Raw genomic sequence first — 16,903 nt, 5'->3', positions numbered from 1 at the left:
CAAGGCATTCGGGAGCGAACCGGCCGCTCACAAGGAGCAGACCCATGAAACTCGAATTCATCCCTCTCGACAACCTGTGCGTCAGCAAGGCGAATATGCGCCATGCCCGCAAGGCTCCCGACGTTTCCGATATCCTCCCCACCATCCGCGCACGCGGCGTCCTGCAACCGCTGATCGTGCGGCCCTGCCGAAACGGCGGCGAGGCTTCGCCCGGCTTCGAAATCGTGGCGGGTGCGCGCCGCTTCCACGCGGCGCAGATTGTCGCGGGCGAGCGCCGCATCGAGGCCGGTGGCGCGCTCGGCGCACAGAGTGGCGGCGACGCCAGTGGAGAAACCGGCGAAGAGGCCGCTATCGCTGCGGCCGCGACGGCAGTCGCCAACGACCCGCAGTCCTCGGCAGAAGCCTGCGATCCGGTCGCCGACGCCGCGCAGCTGCCCTGTGCGATCCTCGATGAGGGCGACGATGCTTCCGCCATCGAAGCTTCGCTGATCGAGAACATCGCGCGCCTCGATCCCGACGAGGTCAGCCGCTGGGAATGCTTCACCCGCCTGATCCGCGAGGGACGCAGGCCCGAGGATATCGCCGCGACCTTCGGTCTGCCCGACCTTGCGGTCCGGCGCGTGCTCGCGCTCGGAAACCTCCTTCCGCGCATCCGCGACCTCTATCGACGCGAGCAGATCGACGCGGCGACCGTGCGGCATCTCACGCTTGCCTCCAAGAGCCAGCAGAAGGCATGGCTGGCGCTGGCCGAAGACCCGGACGCCTATGCGCCGCGCGGCTATCAGCTCAAGGGCTGGCTGTTCGGCGGGCAGTCTGTCCCGGTGCGCCATGCCCTGTTCGACGTCGCCGCGAGCGGGCTTGCCACGATCGCCGACCTGTTCGGCGAGGACAGCTATTTCGCCGATACGCAGGCATTCTGGGCCGCGCAGAACGAGGCCGTCGAGGCGCGCCGCACCGATACGCTGGAGGCCGGATGGGCGGACGCCATCGTCGTCGGTCCCGACACCCATTTCCACGAATGGGAATACGAGAAGGCCGCGAAGCGAAAGGGCGGACGGGTCTATATCGACGTGCGCGGGAACGGCGAGGTCATCGTCCACGAGGGATATCTCGACCGCAGGGAAGCCGCGCGGCTGCAGCGCACCGCCGAACGGGGAGGCGAGGGTGGATCCTCGAAGGTCGCGCGGCCCGAACTGACCTCGGTCACGCAGGTCTATGTGGACCTGCATCGCCATGCCGCCGTACGCGCCGCGCTGCTCGACCACCCCGGCACGGCGCTGAGGCTGATGGTCGCCCATGCCATCTGCGGTTCGCATTTGTGGCGGGTCGGTGTCGAACCGCAGGCGGCGCGCAGCGATGCCTTGCGCGAAAGCCTCGACGAAAGCCGGGCCGAGGCGGTCTTCGACAAGGGTCGGCGTGCCTGCCTCACGATTGCCGGTTTCGGCGAAGAGGAGCCGACCATGACCGGTGGCGGTTCCTCGGGCCTGTGCGGTGCGTTCGCGCGGTTGCTGGCGCTCGGCGATGGCGAAGTGCTCGACATCCTCGCCGTGGTCATGGGCGAGACGCTCGCGGCGGGAAGCGCGGCAGTGGAAGCGGTGGGCACCCAGATCGGCGTCGATCCGGCGAACTGGTGGGAGGCCGACGAGGCGTTCCTCGACACCTTGCGCGACCGCGAAGTGCTGCTCGCGATGGTCGGGGAAGTCGCCGGGCCGCTCGTCGCCACGGCCAATGCCGGGGAGAAGACCAAGACCCTGAAAGCCATCATCCGCGATCACCTCGCGGGCGCGGGTGGGCGCGCGAAGCGCGAGGGCTGGGTGCCGCGCTGGATGGCGTTCCCGCCAACGGCCTATACGGCGCGCGGCGGGGTCGGGACCGTTGCCGCGCATGCCCGGGCGCTGGCGGAACGCAGCGCGGCGTTCGAGGAGCGACCTGTCGAGACGGCGGGCGACGATGCCGAACTCCTGAAGACCGCCGAAGGCGAAGATGCGCCGCAGGACGGGGACGATCGCCTCGCGGCATGAACGCAGGAACCGGGGCGGCACGGCGCCGTCCCGGTTCCCTTTCAGGTCATGCGGGTGGGGAAAATTCGCGCTCCGCGCCTGCGGGCAAGTGCCGGTATTCGGCCCCTGCCCGCAGGCGCGGAGCGGTTTGTCGTTGCACGCGCAGCGGGCAGGTGGCACGGCCCGCTCTGACGGGGGTCAGCGCCAGTGACGATACTTCAGGAAGTCGAGAAACTCGTGGTGCGCCTCGCGCCCGAGCCGGTCTGCGATGCCTGCCTGACGGATACCCTCGGGCTCAGCGTCCTGCACCATGCCGACCACGCGGTGCGCGAACTTGCCGGTTCCAACGGCTTCGAACTCAGCAAGGACGAATGCAGCCTGTGCGGCGAGACGCGGATGGTCATTCGCCGCCGCTGATCTGGCGCAGCCGATGCGCCCCGAACATCGCTGAAGACCGTGGAGAACTGAGCACGGATACTCGCCAGTCAGCGATCGACGCAGCATGATGGCAAACCTCGGTGCGGCTTTTTGCCGCATGAGTTCAGGCAGGCAAGAGCGCGATGGCAAGGGATCATTTCGTCTCCCAGGTGCATCTGAAGAACTTCTATGCCTCGTCGCTGGGCGGCCGCAAGATGTACGGGTTCAGCAAGTCCAGCGGAAAGCGTTTCCCCTGCGGCTCAGAGGACGTCTGCCGGATCGAAGAAGGCAGCACCAATGCCTTCCTGCCCGAACCCCGCCTCGTCGAGGAGTTCCTGAAATCGGTGGAGCCAGGCTACAACGCCGCCTGCACCGCCCTGCGAGCCGGGCCGATCCTTCCCGGACACGTCCGCGTGATCGCGGGGTTCCTCTCCTACGTCATGACCTGCTCGCCGGGTGGGATGCGGCTTGGCACCGAGCCGATGAACTCTCGGCTGAAGCTTGAGATGGCCCTCATGGAAGAGGCGGGACTGTTGTCCGCGCCGCCCCCGGAACTGCCGCCCGCGCTGCGCGAAATGTCGATCGCGCAGCTTGTCGAGGAGGGACATCTCCTGTGCGAAACAGATCCCAAGTATCCGCAGGCGATAGGCATCGCGAGTCTTCTCAGGTTGCTTGGCTTCTTCGGCAACTGCGCGTGGGATATCCTGCTCAACGGCCATGACGACACACCCTTCTTCACCAGCGACTTTCCAGTGGCGGTCGAGGCGACGCCCGATCCGATGGTCGCGAACCGGGTCGTGCCGCTGACGCCGCGACTCGCCATTCGCATCCACCCGCGCCGGGTATCGCCAGGTTCCCTGCCATCGCATCGCGATGGACGCTTTTCGGATTTTCGCTACCGCCGAAGAGAGATTTCCCGGCAGGAGGCGATGGCTGTGAACCGGCTGATTGTCGGCTGCGCCGAGGACCTTGTCTTCGCTTCGCTGGACCGGCCCTGGGTCGGTGATTTCCTCGAGAGGAACGCGCATTTTCGCCTCGAGGCCGAGACCAGCAACTTGCGATACGAGGGCGGCGGCCTCAGCATTGCCAGGGTCGTCCTGAGACAGCGGCGCGCGCGCCCCGGGATCTGATCCACCTGGATTGCGACCGGCGTCCCTGCGCAGTCCATTGGCCTATGGGCGTCGCCGGTCGGCGCGGTCCGAACCCGGGAGCGGCGGTGCATGGCTCGAGGTACCGTTTGCCGGCTCGCCGCCGCGAGCGCCTCGCCCCCACAGCAACGCCGGAGCGGCCCGTGCTTCGATCTGTCGCCGCCATCCTGCCCGGGGGCTTCGGACTCGTCCGCAGGTGGAACGAGAGGTGGCGGCCTTGTGGCCGCGACTGCTCGTGCGCGCGTCCGCTCGGCAACGGTGTTGCTCCGCAAGGAACGACGCCCCGACGCATTCCCGGCTGCAGGGGCATCGACCTGGGACGGTCGCGGTCCGGCCAAACCATCGCCCTTCGGCTTATTTCCCCGCCCGCAAGCGGGCTCCTCGCGGCGGCGCTGAGCGCCTCAAATAAGCCTTCGGGCTCCGGTCCTTCGCTGACGCTTCGGCCTGCCGGTTAGCCGGACCGCTGGTCCCGTCCCTCGCGGTCTGCCCATCGCCCGGAAATGGTTCGAGCGACATCATCCAAGGAGAAACACCATGCCCGCCATCGGTTTCGTCACACGTGAAGGTCGCGGCTTCAAGGGCCAGCTTCGCACCCTCTCGATCCGCGCCGACATCGAGATCGCCCCCAACTCGCGCAAGGCAGGCGATACCCAGCCCGACTACCTGGTCCGCTCCGGCGGCGCCGAAGTGGGGGCAGGGTGGCTGCGCCGCGCCGAGAGCTCGGGCAACGATTATGTCTCGCTCAGTCTCGCCGCTCCGGAGTTCGGACCGCGCCGCCTCTACGCCAACCTGGGCCGCGCCGCCGGACAGGACGACGACGACGCCTTCGCGATCATCTGGAACCCGGCCGACTGACCCTGCCGCTCCCCCCGCGTCGATCCCGGCGCGGGGGCCTTGCCGCAAAGGATGCGGGCGCCGCTGCCGTGTGGCCGGTCCGGCGATGAGCAGCCCAAGCGCATCCTCTTCCCGGTGCGCGGGCATCCGCTCCTTGGAGCGCGAAGCGGAAGACGCCCGGCCGATTGGGACAACACCGGACGTGCGATGCGGCAGCGTTGCGGGATCTGCTGCGCGAGGTGGGAGCCCTGCCGAGAGGGTGGGGCTCGGCTCGGCAAGTCCAAGTGTGACGGCCGGGTCAGCGGCTGTGCAAGGCCGGCGGCACCTCCAATTTTGCCGCAGGCAATGAGCGTGCTGCGCACGCGAGTCTGTTTGAGTGTCTGCGACAAAATCGGCTCCTCCGCCGCCGCTTCGCGGCGCCCCGGCTGACGCCGGTGCGGCCCTGACAGCCGCTTTCCCGGCCATCCGCAAGGACCTGTCCTCGGTTCGCGGGGACGCGAAACTTGTGGAGGCCATCATGACCATTTTTCATTCGGCGCAGCGCGGTTCGGCTGACAACCGCGTGTTCGGCGCGCTCGTGGCGGGGCTCGACGCCGAGTTCGGCGCGGGCGCGGGCGAAGCACTTGCGCAGCACTACCTGGATGCGGAGGAGCGCGACTTTCTGTGGGACGCACGGATCGACGAACGCTGGCTCGGGACATGCGAGGACGAGGAGGACGCGGATGCGCAGCACGACAGGGTGGCAGTCATCGGCAGGCTGCAGGGCACCTGGTACACGGCGGTGAGCATCGTCGATGGCGAGGGTCGGGCGCAGGACCTGATCGCGCGGTGGGACTGGGAAAGCGAATGCTCTGCCCGGGAGGCCTGGTCAGGGTTGGGCTAGGCTGCGGGACCTGGACCTGGGCTTGGACAGGAACGCGGCGGTGTCGGAACGAGGGCACCGCCGCGTTGATGCCGGAAGGTCGTCCGATGGCACTCAGGCCGCGGCATCGCCGGGGGCATGCGCCGTGTTGTCGACTGCGCCAGCACCGGTCCTGGCTGTTGTCGCCCCCTCCGTCAGGGCAGGTTTCCTGCTCGCTGCCGCACGCACCGAAGACGGAGCGGGCGATCCATCATCCCGTGATATGGCCTTCATCGCTGTGATTGCCTCTGCCCCTCCCACGCGGACTGCATGGGCAAGAACGTCGCGGAACTCGCGCTCGCTCAGGCGTTCCACCGGTAGGTCGCTCACCAGTGCAGCGTAGCTGGCGCGCACACTGAGGCGTACCGTCTCGGCTTCCCCGGCAAGTGTGCGCTGATCGGCCTCGATCTTCGCGAGCCGCTCACGGTCAGTCATCCTGGGCATCGTCATATCTCCTTCGCTTCGAAGGAGGTCATCCCGCCGGCACCACTATTCCAGACCGGTGGTGGGATGGCAATCGCCCGGATCGGGATTTGCCGCGCGCCTGGAAACGAAGACGAAGAAAGCGGCCTGAAGGAAGTGGCACCGTCACTTTGACCGATAGGCGCAGTCGCGAAGCGCACTGCGGGAGGGGGACGCACGCCGGAGGCGAAAAGTAATGCACCGTACGCACGGGTGCTGCGGGCGCGAATCGGCCGGAATGCGTGTGTTCACGGGGCGGCGCGCAGCGGCTGCCGCTCCGCAAACTACGCGTCATACCGGCTGCCGCGCGGCGATCCCGATCAACCAAGCCACTGATGCGGATTGGCACTTTTTGGCAGCCGGCGGCAGTTTTCATGAACGCTTGAGATCGATGCGTCATACCGGTAGTATGGTGAGGCTTCATCACCAAACTGGCGAGCCGGACCAAGGAGTCCGCCGCTTGGCACGTATCACCATTCGCATAGACGACGAGCTCTATGCGCACCTCGCAGGCCAGGCGCTCGTCGCCGGGCAGGGGACGGCAACGTACTGCCGCAGTGTCCTGGAGCGTTTCGAGGGGCGCGATCCTTCGGGCTACCATGCGCGCTTCGACGAAGTCCACGCGAGCGTGATCCAGACCCTGGCGATCCTCGCCACATCGGTCGGCGAGCGCTCGCCCGATCTCCTGCGCAAGGGGCAGGCCCAGGCGCGCCGGTTGCTTGACGACAGGGGGCTGCTCGATCCCGCGCAGGACCGTTCATGAGCATCTTCCGGCACGATACGCTCGGCTCGTGGACACGCGGTGGACAGGCTATCGTCCACAATGTGCGCATGACCACGCAGGTATTCTACCAGACCGTTCTGGCCTGCTTCGTCGTCTGGATCGGCGGGATCATCTGGTACGCCCTCGAGAAGTCGAGTGAGTACGAGCGCTTCGTTCTCGTCAAGCTCGGGCAGGCCATCCTCATGGGGGACGCGGTTCCGGGCAATGTGACGCCGGTCCTCTTCCGCACCCCCAGCGGGCTGCAGTACTGGACCTCTCCGCGCGATCTGCTGGAGTCGGACATCGCCCGCCGTACGCTCGCCGCGTTCGAGACCCATCTCCTGTACGGTGCGGGGTTCTCGGGCATCTTTGCCCTGGCAATGCTGGCTTGGGCCTGGTTCTACTTTACCCGGACGGGGCGGGGCCTGGGATCGAACCAGTTCCTGCGCGGCGCCCATTTCGGCACGGTCCGGCAGGTGCGCCGTGCCCTCTGGCGCCATGCGCGAGGCAGCTTCGCGATCGGCGGGGTCGACGTGCCCGACGCCTTCGAGCCCGAGCACATCCTGCTGTGCGGGGCGCCCGGGACCGGCAAGACCAACATCATCGTCAAGATGCTGGGCGGCATCCGCCAGCGCGGCCGCCGCGCGATCGTCTATGACACGGCCGGGACGTTTGTGGAGAAGTTCTATCGGCCCGGCATCGACGTTCTGCTGAACCCGCTCGACGCCCGCGCAGACGGCTGGTCGCCGTGGGTCGATGTGCCGCGCGAGTATCACTACGAGCAGATCGCGGAATCGACGATCCCCGACAAGTCCGGCGATCCCTTCTGGGCCAAGGCCGCTCGCGGCACGCTGGTCGCGGTCCTGCGCAAGCTCGCGGCGCAGGAGCGCATGCTGGTCTCGATCCTGCTCGACACGCTTGTGCGGTCCAAGCTGAAGGAGCTTGCCGCCTTCGCTGCCGGGACCGAGGCCTCGGCGTTCATCTCGACCGAAGGCGAACGCACCAGCGCCGGCATACAGGCCGAGCTTGCCTCGGTGATGCGCAGCTTCGCCTACCTCGACGACACCGCGGACGGCTTGTCCATCCGCGACTGGGTCTCCGACGAGGAGGGCGACAGCTGGCTGTTCATCACCGTCAAGGCCGACCAGCTTCCCTCGTTGCGCCCGCTAATCACGGTGTGGCTCGACATCGCCATAAGCGCGATCATGAGCCTCACGCCCGACCGCAACCGGCGCCTGTACTGCGTGATCGATGAACTGCCGACCCTGCAGAAGCTGCCGTCGCTGTCGGACTTCCTGGCCCGCGCGCGCAAGTACGGCGGCTGCGGCATTCTCGGCTTCCAGTCGTACCCCCAGCTCGAGGCGACTTACGGCCTACAGGATGCCGCCGCGATTACCGGGTACTGCTCGACGTGGGTGGCATTGCGGGCCAACGACACCCCGACTGCCAGGCACGTTTCCGAAAATCTGGGCCAGGTCGAGCAAGTCGAAGCCAACGAGGGCATGTCCTACGGGGTGAACGACATGCGCGACGGCGTGAACCTCTCACGCATGCAGGTCACGAGGCCCCTCGTCATGCCGACGGAAGTGACCAACCTGCCCAATCTCTCCGGTTATCTGCGCTTCGGGCGGAGCCTGCCGGTCGTACGGTTCGAGGACAGCTACAACACCGTGGCTTCGATCGCGGAGGCATTCGAGGAACGCGATACACCTCCAGTCCGCCTTGCGGTGGCGACACGCATGCTGTCGGCACCCCCGGATCACAAGGATCCGGTGCCGCTGGACGGCTCCGGCTGTGGCGGGTGGGTTGAGCCTAGCGCGGCCGCGCCGCTGTCACAGGAACCAGTTGAGGCCCCACGCGAGGAAGAACGCGGCGAACCCGCACCATCGATGCCTGGCGACCCATCGACCGAGGAGTTCTCCTCGCATCCAGCTGCGGTCGATGCCGAGAGCACAGTCGGCGATGGTGCGCGGCAGGGCGGGGATGGAGCCGCCGCTTCTTCGTCGATAGAGCTTCTGGGGCGGCCGGCTGGTTTCCGTCTGCACCAGCATGGCCGCCACGGCGGGGCGCGAAATGCCGCGAGGCCCGCATGATCCACCCGCGCCGCCTCAAGGGCTCGGCGAGCAATATCGCCCGCTACTACGCCATCGGCGACTATTATTCGAAGGGGGCGGGCGAACATTCCGAGTGGGGAGGCGCGATCGCCGCTGACCTTCACCTGGAAGGCAAGGTCGACCCGGGGGTCTTGCGCGACTTGCTCGCGGGCCGTGTTGCCGGCCAGCAGCTCGGACGGCTTCTGGCAGACGGATCGCGTCAGCACCACCCCGGCTGGGACTTCGCCGTGAACGCCCCGAAATCGGTGTCGATCATGGCTCTGGTTGCCGGCGACGGGGGGATAATAGAGGCCCATGAGCAAGCGGTGACGCGCGCCCTTGTCTATCTCGAGGAACACGCCGCGCTACGCCGCCGGATCGATGGCGAGGTCACCGAGAAGACGACCGGCCGGCTGCTCTTCGCGCGCTTCTCCGAGCACGCGAGCCGGGAGCTCGACCCGCATCTTCATACGCACGTGGTCGTGCTCAACGTGACCAGCGAGCGCAGCGGCGACAGGTTCGCCAGCCTCGAGACCAGGGCGATGTACGCCGAACAGATGGTGGCAGGTCAGGTGTACCGCAATGAGCTTGCGCACCTCCTTCGCGAGCGGGGATATGAAGTCGACTTCGATCCGCGCAAGGGCCTGTTCGAAATCCGCGGGGTTCCCAAGGACCTGATCGCGGACATGTCGCGCCGCTCCGCGCAGATCGATGCCCATGCCCGGGAGCATGGCCTTGAAGGGCAAGCAGCGCGGCGCAAGTCTTTCTACGAGACGCGCGGCGCCAAGGAGAAAGTCTCGCTTGAGGCCCTGCATGAGCGCTGGCGCGGCCGTCTTGGTCCACATGCCGAGCAGGTTCACCATACCAGGGCGGAGGCCGACAAGATTTCACCCCGCGAGGTTGCGGTCGAGCCCATGCTGGCGGCACGGGCAATGCTGTTCGGGCTGCGCCAGTCGGAAGGTAGCGAAGCGGTCAACAACCTGGGACGCCTTCTGAAAACAGCGCTCGCGTCGCACGTGGGGGAAGTGCGGCTGGACGACGTTCATCCACTGGCGCGGGAGCATGAGTGCAGGCACAAGGTTCTCGCGGTGCGTCACCCGACTGGCGACGAAGTTCATACCCGCGGGCGGACATCTCGCGCCACGGTGCGGCTTGAACTCGCGCTGGCGGACCATCTCGTCCTGGCGCTCGGCGACGCGAAACCCATCGCCGCGAGAGAGGCGCTCGGCGTTGCCGGGGCCAGGCATGGACTGACGCCGGAGCAGCGCCTTGCGCTAGACCATCTTGGTCTGTCTACGGACAGGGTCACCGGGCTACACGGTGTCGCCGGTTCGGGAAAATCCACCCTGGTCGCGGCGCTGCGCGAGGCTGCCGGTGCTCGCACTACCCTTGTTGCGCTGGCTCCGACATCGTCCGCTGCAGCGGAACTCGGAAATCGGGCTGGTATAGAATCGCGCACGGTGGCGAGCCTTCTGGCGACCGGAGGCAGGTCGCTCGGCGAGGATCATGCCCTTATCGTGGACGAAGCCGGACAGCTCGGGAACCGGCAGGCCGTTCGTCTTCTTGAGATTAGCCGCGCAACCGGCGCGCGACTGATGTTCCTTGGCGACACCCACCAGACCGGACCGATCGAACAGGGCAAGCCCTTCTGGCTCATGCTCCGGCTCGGACTATCCAGCGCGCATCTCAGATCGGCAGTGCGCCAGGAAAACGACAAAATTACCCGGGCGGTTACGCTTGCCCGCAGCCGCGATTACGCGGGCTCCCTCAACAATCTCGATGCCGTGAGGAGCGGCGGCACAAACGAGGAGCTTGCCAAGGCGATGGTAGGGGAATGGACGCGGCTGAGACCGGAGAACCGCGCTCGGACCAACATGCTCGTACTGGAGAACGCTACCCGTCTGATCGTCAATTCCAAGGTACGCGAGACGCTGAAGGTCGAGGGCGCTGTCGCTGCGGAAGAAACCCGGCTCGCGATACTTTCTCCGGCCGGCATGACCGCGCAAGAGAAGCACTTCGCACGCTTCTACACCCGCGGACAAGTCGTCGTATTCTCGCGCGACGACTTGGGTCTCGGCATCGCACGGGACGCCGAGTACCGCGTCCAGAGTGCCGGCCGGAACGGGCGGGGACGCCAAGTGGTCACTCTGGTGGACGAAAAGGGGCGCCGGATCGACTGGGACCCGCGCCTTGGCCGAGCGTCGCGGATCAACGTCTTCAAGGAAGATGTCCGTAATCTTGCCGGCGGAGACCGTATCCAGTGGCGCCTCGTGAACCACGAACTTGGTATCCGAAACGCGGAGCGCGGCACGGTCGAGCGGATCGATGGAACGATCGCGACGATCCGGTGGGATCGCGATGCGCGGGTGCAGGATCTCGATCTTTCCGTGCACAGGACCTGGGACCATGGCTATTGCGAGACGGTGTATTCTGCCCAGTCGAAGACCTACGACCGGGTCTTCGTGCTCGCGCCGGTCGCGTCCCCTCTCGTGACCGGACAGAACTTTTACACCGCGATCACGCGGGCGCGGTTCGGTGCGAAGCTGTGGACCGAGGACCGTGATCGTCTGGTCGATCGTCTGTTGCGCAGATCCGGCGAGAAGACCTCCGGGATCGAAGGGCTGGGCCGCATCGGCCGGGACAGCGCCGCGGCCCGGGCCGAGCGTCATCATGAACGTTTAGCCCGGATTCGCGAGAGCCAGATCGCGCAAAGGCGCGAGCGCGGCGCCGTCGTAAACCGAAGCGGCCCGGTGGCGGCCGGCTCACAGCGCAGCGACGTGCCGATCCGTCTCGCCGAAGACGCGCACTCGATTGTGCAGATCATCGACAGATGGCTGAGAGCCGCCGCCGATCGCCATCGCGGCCCCGACGATAAAAATCTTAATGCCGGAGAATCCGAGCGCCAGTCAGCTGGCGGCAAGCCGGACCGGTCGCTTGCCGCACCGCGTTCCGGAGGAGACAGCCATGAACGCTGATCGGATCGTGGTCGCAGCGCTGCTTATGGCAGCGATTGCCTTCGTGCGGACGTGCGACGTGCATGCGAGGCCCGTGCCACCTATCGAACACGAGGCCAGGATCGGGATATGTATCCGGGAAGCGGCAACCGGCAAGGTCTGGCTGGAAAGAACACTTTGGGGCCTGCGTGACCAGGAAGCAGGATGGCTCGGAGCGCGGATCGAAAATTCCAACGGCACCCAGGACCTTGGGCCGCTTCAGGTGAACAGCTCGTGGATACCGCGTCTTGCAAAGCTAACGAGACGGTCGCAGCACGAAGTCCGGACATGGCTGTCCAGCGATCCGTGCTTCAATGTCCAGGCGGCGCGCTGGATATTCCTGTCCGGACTTGCAGCGAGCGGGGACTACTGGAAGGCTGTCGGAATCTACCACAGTCCAACGCTCTGGCGGCAGCGGCGCTATGCCGGAAGCGTGGCGTTGCACCTGCGCCGCCGGTTTGGCGAGGCCGTCTTCGGACGGTAGTAGCAGGGAAACATATTGCCGAGCGCCCTGACTGGCGCTCGTCCGAGGCTCTGCGGTTTCGGGTCACCGGGGCATGCGTTCAGCGGCCGACAAGACGCGCTGCACCGCCGCCGTCGAGAACGGCTTGAAGCCAGGCCCCGAATGCACGGACTTTTGCAAGTTGCTGAGTTTCCCTGTGGGTCACGAGCCAGAAGGCGCGCTCGAGGCTGCATTCCGGAACGATGCGGGACAGTCCGGGCGCCACGTCGCCGATGAAACATGGCAAGATCCCTATTCCGGCACCGCCTGAAACCATCGCATACTGGGAGTTGATGCTGCTCGATCTCAGGGAGACCTTGAGCTGGGGATGGATCTCGTCCGCGTAGCGCAGCTCGGGCGCTGTGAGAAGATCCGGGATGTAGCCAACGAGGCGATGGGCCGTCAGTTCCCCGAGGTCGGCGGGCACACCATGCTCGGCAAGATATCTGTCGCTTGCATAGAGGCCAAGCCGGTACGGCGTGAGCTTGCGGGCGACAAGCGGTCCGGCCTGTGGACGCGAAAGATAGATCGCCATGTCTGCTTCACGCCTCGACAGGTTCAGATAGCTGCTGCTCGCGACGAGATCGACAATGATGTTAGGGTAGAGGTCCGCGAATGCCGACAGGCGCGGTGCCAGGAACCAAGATGCGAAGCCCTCGGACACGCTGATCCGCAAGGTGCCTGCGGGGCCGCCTCCGCTTGTTGCAAGGGACGCAATGCTTCCCGCCGCGAGGGCCATGGTTTCCACATGGGCGAGAAGTGCTTCGCCTGCCTCCGTAAGCACCTGACCCTCGCGCGTCTGTTCGAACAGGATCTGGCCCATACGGGCCTCGAGCCTTCGCAGGCGACGTCCGGCCGTGGTGGCATCGATACCCATGCTTCGCGCTGCACGTGCCATCTGACCCTCGCGGGCGATGGCGAGAAAGGTCTGATAGTCGTTCCAGTCTGATACCTGCATATATGCAGGTAGTGGTCGCACAAATGCAGTTTGCCTGCAACATCGCACGCTCGTTAGGGAGAGTTCAAACTATTGCTGTCGGCCGCTGCCACTATTGGCATTGGCGTGGCCAGCGCTGGGATGAAGGATATTGCCATGGCCACTGCCGAACTGATCGCCGAAACCCCCGTCGCCGCCGAAGTCGCCGAACTGGTCGCCCGTTCGCGCGCCGCGCAGGCGCAGATCGAGAACGCTACGCAGGAGCAGGTCGACACCTGGATCCGCGGCATGGTTTACGCCGTGTGCAAGCCCGGCATGGACGAGGAAATCGCCCGCGAGACCGTGGAAGAGACGCAGCTCGGCAACTACGAGGGCAAGTTCAAGAAGATTTCGGTCAAGACCCGCGCCACCCTCTACGACATCATCGACGACAAGTCGGTCGGCGTGATTGACGAGATCCCCGAGCGCAACATCGTCAAGCTGGCCAAGCCGGTCGGCGTGATCGGTGCGCTCTCGCCCTCGACCAACCCCGAGGCCACCCCGGTCATCAAGGCGATCAGCGCGGTCAAGGGCCGCAACTCGATCATCATCTGCCCGCACCCGCGCGCCAAGTTCATCAACGCCAAGATCTGCAACCTGATGCGCGATGCACTGGTCAAGATGGGCGCCCCCGCCGACCTCGTGATCCCGATCGAGCAGCCCTCGGTCGAAAAGACCAACGAAGTCATGAAGCAGTGCGACCGCATCCTCGCCACCGGCGGCACGCCGATGGTCAAGGCGGCCTATTCGTCGGGCACTCCGGCGCTGGGCGTGGGCGTGGGCAACGCGGTCATCACCGTCGACGACACCGCCGACCTCGATGACGCCGCCGCCAAGATCCTGCTGTCGAAGACGCTGGACTATGCCGCTTCGTGCTCGTCGGACAATGCGGTGATCCTGCTCGACGCGATCTACGACACCATGCTCGAAAAGCTGAAGGCCAAGGGCGGCTTCATCATCGAGGGTGAGAACAAGACCAAGCTGCAGAACGCGATCTGGGAAGACGGCGAGCACATCAACGCCAAGGTCGTCGCCCAGTCGGCCAAGTTCATCGCCGACTATGCCGGCTTCGCGATCCCTGAGGGCACTGCCTTCTTCATCGTGCCGGAAACCGGCTACGGCCCGGACTACAAGTTCTCCGGCGAGAAGATGACCGTCACCATGGCGCTCTACCGCGCCAAGGGCATCGACGAGGCGATCCGCCTGACCAACGCCATCCAGGGCTATCAGGGGCAGGGCCACTCCTGCGGCATTTATTCGCAGAGCGACGCCAACATCATGAAGCTGGCCGAAGGCACCAAGACCAGCCGCGTGATGGTCAACCAGCCGCAGTCGGCCTCCAACTCGGGCAACGTGTGGAACGGGATGCGCCAGACCTTCTCGCTGGGCTGCGGTTCGTGGGGCGGCAACGGCACCAACAACAACGTCACCTGGCGCGACCTCATCAACGAGACCTGGGTGTCGAAGCCGCTGGCGCAGCACAAGGTGATCCCATCGGACGAGCAGCTCTTCGGCAGGGACATCATCGCGCTGGTAGGTTAAACGAGAGGATCGGGCATACACTATGACCGCAAACATCATCCTGCTGGGCCCCCCGGGTGCGGGAAAGGGGACGCAGGCACAGCGTCTGGTCGAACGCTTTGCCATGCGTCAGTTGTCGACCGGCGACATGCTGCGCAAGGCGATCCGTGAGGGGACTCCTACCGGCATGGTTGCGCAATCGGTGATCGAGCGTGGAGAACTGGTGTCCGATTTGCTGGTTTCGGCACTGATCGGAGATGAACTCGACGCAATGGGGTCTGGCACGGGCGCGATCTTCGACGGCTACCCGCGGACCCAGGCCCAGACGGTCTCGCTGGATGAGCTGCTCGCGGCTCGTGGTCGCACTCTCGATCACGTCATCGAGTTGGGCGTGGACGAGGGCGTGCTCGTCGAACGTATCTCGGGGCGTTTCGCGTGTGCAGGTTGCGGCAGGGGCTATCACGACAGCTTCGCACGGCCGATACTGGAGGGATTTTGTGACGCCTGTTCGAGTGACGTGTTCGTTCGTCGACCGGATGACAACGAGACCGTCGTGCGCACGCGCTTGCTCGAGTACAGGACCAAGACGGCGCCAATCATCGAAATCTACCGTGCGCGCGGGTTGGTCCGCACGATCGACGGGATGCTGGGTGTAGGCGAAGTGGCGGCATCGCTTGATGCGATCCTCATCGACGACCGCACGGCGCGGCGATCTGATTGATCGAGGAAGACCCGCAGTCACGCGCACAAGACGGCACCGCCGCGAACACACTGGAATTGGCATGAAGATCGCATTCATCGGCCTGGGCAACATGGGCGCTGGTATGGCAGCCAACCTTGCCAAGGCCGGACACGACGTTCGGGCGTTCGACCTTTCGGCGGATGCGCGGGCCAAGGCGGAGGCTAACGGCTGCAGCACATTTTCCGCGATTGGCGATGCCGTCACGGCGGCAGATGCAGTCGTTACGATGTTGCCGAACGGCGCAATCGTGAAGGCGGTCTACACCTCGGATGTGATCGGTAGCGCGCCCGCTGGAGCCCTTTTTCTCGACTGCTCGACAATCGACCTGGCTACGACGCGCGAGGTTGCCGCACTGGCGAGCGGGGCGGGGTATGAAATGGTCGATTCACCGGTTTCCGGGGGCGTGGCGGCGGCCAATGGCGGGACGTTGACGTTCATGGTCGGTGGCTCGCTGGAGGCCTTCGATAGAGCCAGCGCTGTGCTGGGTCCGATGGCGAAGGCCATCATCCACGCCGGAGATATCGGCGCCGGGCAGATCGCTAAGATGTGCAACAACATGCTCCTCGGCATCCACATGATCGGGACGTGCGAGGCGCTCGCCCTCGCCGCCAAGGCAGGGCTCGATCCGCAGAAGTTCTTCGAGATCAGTTCCAAGTCGACCGGATACTGCTGGTCGCTCAATGACTACACCCCCGCGCCGGGCATCGGTGCGCCGAGCCCGGCCGACAACGGGTACGCGGGCGGCTTTTCCGCTGCGTTGATGCTGAAGGACTTGCGGCTCGCGATGGACGCGGCTCACGCTGTGCATGCGACTGTGCCGATGGGCGAGCAGGCTGAGGAAGTCTACGCGGCGCTGGTCGCTCAAGGCAATGCCAACAAGGACTTCGGGGTCGTGTTCGCAACGTTGTGATGGGAATGGCCGGTGCGGTGCTACGGCGCCGAAGGCGGTTATTCAGAATAGAACGATGTCGGGGCCGGACAGGCAATCGTTCGCCCGAGCGGTATCTGCCCCACTAAATGAACACTACTGTTGATTAACGGGTGGGGTGATTGCAATTCGCGGTGGTGGGCAGCGCACAACGAGCGCGGCGCCCCTCCATCAAGAGAGTGATCTGCGGATGCCCTGCCTCAAGACCGACGTGCCCGCGCCGGACGAACTCGATATCCCGGCGCTTAAGGCGAAGTACCTCGCCGAGCGCGACAAGCGCCTGCGCCGCGAGGGCGGCGAGCAGTACGTGCGCCCGACCGGGGACTTCTCGGACAACTATGCCCATGATCCCTTCACTCCGGTCGCCGAGCGCGCGCCGCTGGTCGAGGACATCGACGTGGCGATCCTGGGCGCCGGGTTCTCCGGCATCCTTGCGGGCTATCACTTGCGCAAGCAGGGCGTGACCAACGTGCGCAACATCGACCATGCGGGCGGTTTCGGCGGCGTATGGTACTGGAACCGCTACCCCGGCGTGCAGTGCGACAACGACGCCTACTGCTACCTGCCGTTGCTCGAAGAGACGGGCTACATGCCGTCGAAGAAGTTCTCCGACGGCTGGGAAA

The 16,903-nt window shown here is 65.7% G+C and carries 15 protein-coding genes; 13 read left to right on the top strand and 2 right to left on the bottom strand.

Features of this window, described 5'->3' with window-relative positions; all coding sequences use genetic code 11:
- Positions 1–44 precede the first annotated feature (44 nt).
- The 5 genes from PKE80_RS09590 (at position 45) to PKE80_RS09570 (ending at position 5,282) form a co-directional block, all read left to right on the top strand.
- Positions 45–2,021: a ParB/RepB/Spo0J family partition protein gene (locus tag PKE80_RS09590; RefSeq protein WP_271182308.1), complete on the top strand. Its 1,977-nt coding sequence runs from the start codon at positions 45–47 to the stop codon at positions 2,019–2,021.
- A 186-nt stretch (positions 2,022–2,207) separates the two neighbouring features.
- The gene (locus tag PKE80_RS09585; protein ID WP_036528285.1) at positions 2,208–2,417 is read left to right on the top strand and encodes a hypothetical protein; all 210 of its coding nucleotides are present in this window, start codon (positions 2,208–2,210) and stop codon (positions 2,415–2,417) included.
- 143 nt (positions 2,418–2,560) lie between these two features.
- Positions 2,561–3,547 carry a DUF4238 domain-containing protein gene (locus tag PKE80_RS09580; RefSeq protein ID WP_271182307.1) on the top strand — a complete coding sequence of 329 codons (987 nt, stop codon included), beginning with the start codon at positions 2,561–2,563 and terminating at the stop codon, positions 3,545–3,547.
- A gap of 552 nt (positions 3,548–4,099) precedes the next feature.
- Positions 4,100–4,420: a DUF736 domain-containing protein gene (locus PKE80_RS09575; RefSeq protein ID WP_036528283.1), complete on the top strand. Its 321-nt coding sequence runs from the start codon at positions 4,100–4,102 to the stop codon at positions 4,418–4,420.
- Between the two features lie 496 nt (positions 4,421–4,916).
- Positions 4,917–5,282, top strand: a complete 366-nt coding sequence (locus tag PKE80_RS09570) for a hypothetical protein (RefSeq protein ID WP_271182306.1) — start codon at positions 4,917–4,919, stop codon at positions 5,280–5,282.
- Positions 5,283–5,375: 93 nt separating this feature from the next.
- Here PKE80_RS09570 and PKE80_RS09565 read toward each other — a convergent pair whose 3' ends face one another.
- Entirely contained in the window at positions 5,376–5,744 is a 369-nt protein-coding gene (locus PKE80_RS09565) for a hypothetical protein (protein WP_271182305.1), read from the bottom strand.
- A 478-nt stretch (positions 5,745–6,222) separates the two neighbouring features.
- Here PKE80_RS09565 and PKE80_RS09560 point away from each other — a divergent pair, with 478 nt between their 5' ends.
- The 4 genes from PKE80_RS09560 to PKE80_RS09545 are packed head-to-tail and all read left to right on the top strand — an operon-like array spanning position 6,223 to position 12,095.
- Entirely contained in the window at positions 6,223–6,525 is a 303-nt protein-coding gene (locus tag PKE80_RS09560) for a hypothetical protein (protein WP_271182304.1), read from the top strand.
- The gene (locus tag PKE80_RS09555; RefSeq protein ID WP_271182303.1) at positions 6,522–8,618 is read left to right on the top strand and encodes a type IV secretion system DNA-binding domain-containing protein; all 2,097 of its coding nucleotides are present in this window, start codon (positions 6,522–6,524) and stop codon (positions 8,616–8,618) included. Before PKE80_RS09560 ends, PKE80_RS09555 begins: the two co-directional genes overlap by 4 nt.
- A complete protein-coding gene (mobF, locus tag PKE80_RS09550; protein WP_271182302.1) occupies positions 8,615–11,593 on the top strand; it encodes a MobF family relaxase in 2,979 nt (992 codons plus the stop codon). The genes PKE80_RS09555 and mobF overlap by 4 nt, the downstream gene beginning before the upstream one ends.
- Positions 11,583–12,095, top strand: a complete 513-nt coding sequence (locus tag PKE80_RS09545) for a lytic transglycosylase domain-containing protein (protein WP_271182301.1) — start codon at positions 11,583–11,585, stop codon at positions 12,093–12,095. Before mobF ends, PKE80_RS09545 begins: the two co-directional genes overlap by 11 nt.
- A gap of 79 nt (positions 12,096–12,174) precedes the next feature.
- On the opposite strand, the gene PKE80_RS09540 is transcribed toward PKE80_RS09545, so the two are convergent.
- The gene (locus PKE80_RS09540; protein WP_271182300.1) at positions 12,175–13,071 is read right to left on the bottom strand and encodes a LysR family transcriptional regulator; all 897 of its coding nucleotides are present in this window, start codon (positions 13,069–13,071) and stop codon (positions 12,175–12,177) included.
- Positions 13,072–13,206: 135 nt separating this feature from the next.
- Here PKE80_RS09540 and PKE80_RS09535 point away from each other — a divergent pair, with 135 nt between their 5' ends.
- The 4 genes from PKE80_RS09535 to PKE80_RS09520 all read left to right on the top strand — a co-directional run.
- Positions 13,207–14,631, top strand: a complete 1,425-nt coding sequence (locus PKE80_RS09535; RefSeq protein ID WP_271182299.1) for an aldehyde dehydrogenase family protein — start codon at positions 13,207–13,209, stop codon at positions 14,629–14,631.
- 22 nt (positions 14,632–14,653) lie between these two features.
- Positions 14,654–15,331: an adenylate kinase gene (locus PKE80_RS09530; RefSeq protein ID WP_271182298.1), complete on the top strand. Its 678-nt coding sequence runs from the start codon at positions 14,654–14,656 to the stop codon at positions 15,329–15,331.
- On the top strand, positions 15,288–16,262 hold the full coding sequence (mmsB, locus tag PKE80_RS09525; RefSeq protein ID WP_271182297.1) for a 3-hydroxyisobutyrate dehydrogenase: 975 nt from the start codon (positions 15,288–15,290) through the stop codon (positions 16,260–16,262). Before PKE80_RS09530 ends, mmsB begins: the two co-directional genes overlap by 44 nt.
- A 208-nt stretch (positions 16,263–16,470) precedes the next feature.
- Positions 16,471–16,903: NAD(P)-binding protein (locus PKE80_RS09520; protein WP_271182296.1), on the top strand; the 433-nt coding region annotated here is incomplete at its 3' end.

The organism is Novosphingobium resinovorum (genome assembly GCF_027922145.1).
GTDB classification, from domain to species: Bacteria; Pseudomonadota; Alphaproteobacteria; order Sphingomonadales; family Sphingomonadaceae; genus Novosphingobium; species Novosphingobium resinovorum.
Note: the sequence above shows the minus strand (reverse complement) of the source record. Positions and strands in the feature narration are given on the sequence as shown.

Excerpts from the sequence above, each read along its gene's own strand:
- PKE80_RS09590 (WP_271182308.1), top strand. The coding sequence starts at position 45 with ATGAAACTCGAATTCATCCCTCTCGACAACCTGTGCGTCAGCAAGGCG.
- PKE80_RS09580 (WP_271182307.1), top strand. The coding sequence starts at position 2,561 with ATGGCAAGGGATCATTTCGTCTCCCAGGTGCATCTGAAGAACTTCTAT.
- PKE80_RS09575 (WP_036528283.1), top strand. The coding sequence starts at position 4,100 with ATGCCCGCCATCGGTTTCGTCACACGTGAAGGTCGCGGCTTCAAGGGC.
- PKE80_RS09570 (WP_271182306.1), top strand. The coding sequence starts at position 4,917 with ATGACCATTTTTCATTCGGCGCAGCGCGGTTCGGCTGACAACCGCGTG.
- PKE80_RS09565 (WP_271182305.1), bottom strand. The coding sequence starts at position 5,744 with ATGCCCAGGATGACTGACCGTGAGCGGCTCGCGAAGATCGAGGCCGAT.
- PKE80_RS09555 (WP_271182303.1), top strand. The coding sequence starts at position 6,522 with ATGAGCATCTTCCGGCACGATACGCTCGGCTCGTGGACACGCGGTGGA.
- mobF (WP_271182302.1), top strand. The coding sequence starts at position 8,615 with ATGATCCACCCGCGCCGCCTCAAGGGCTCGGCGAGCAATATCGCCCGC.
- PKE80_RS09545 (WP_271182301.1), top strand. The coding sequence starts at position 11,583 with ATGAACGCTGATCGGATCGTGGTCGCAGCGCTGCTTATGGCAGCGATT.
- PKE80_RS09540 (WP_271182300.1), bottom strand. The coding sequence starts at position 13,071 with ATGCAGGTATCAGACTGGAACGACTATCAGACCTTTCTCGCCATCGCC.
- PKE80_RS09535 (WP_271182299.1), top strand. The coding sequence starts at position 13,207 with ATGGCCACTGCCGAACTGATCGCCGAAACCCCCGTCGCCGCCGAAGTC.
- PKE80_RS09530 (WP_271182298.1), top strand. The coding sequence starts at position 14,654 with ATGACCGCAAACATCATCCTGCTGGGCCCCCCGGGTGCGGGAAAGGGG.
- mmsB (WP_271182297.1), top strand. The coding sequence starts at position 15,288 with ATGCGATCCTCATCGACGACCGCACGGCGCGGCGATCTGATTGATCGA.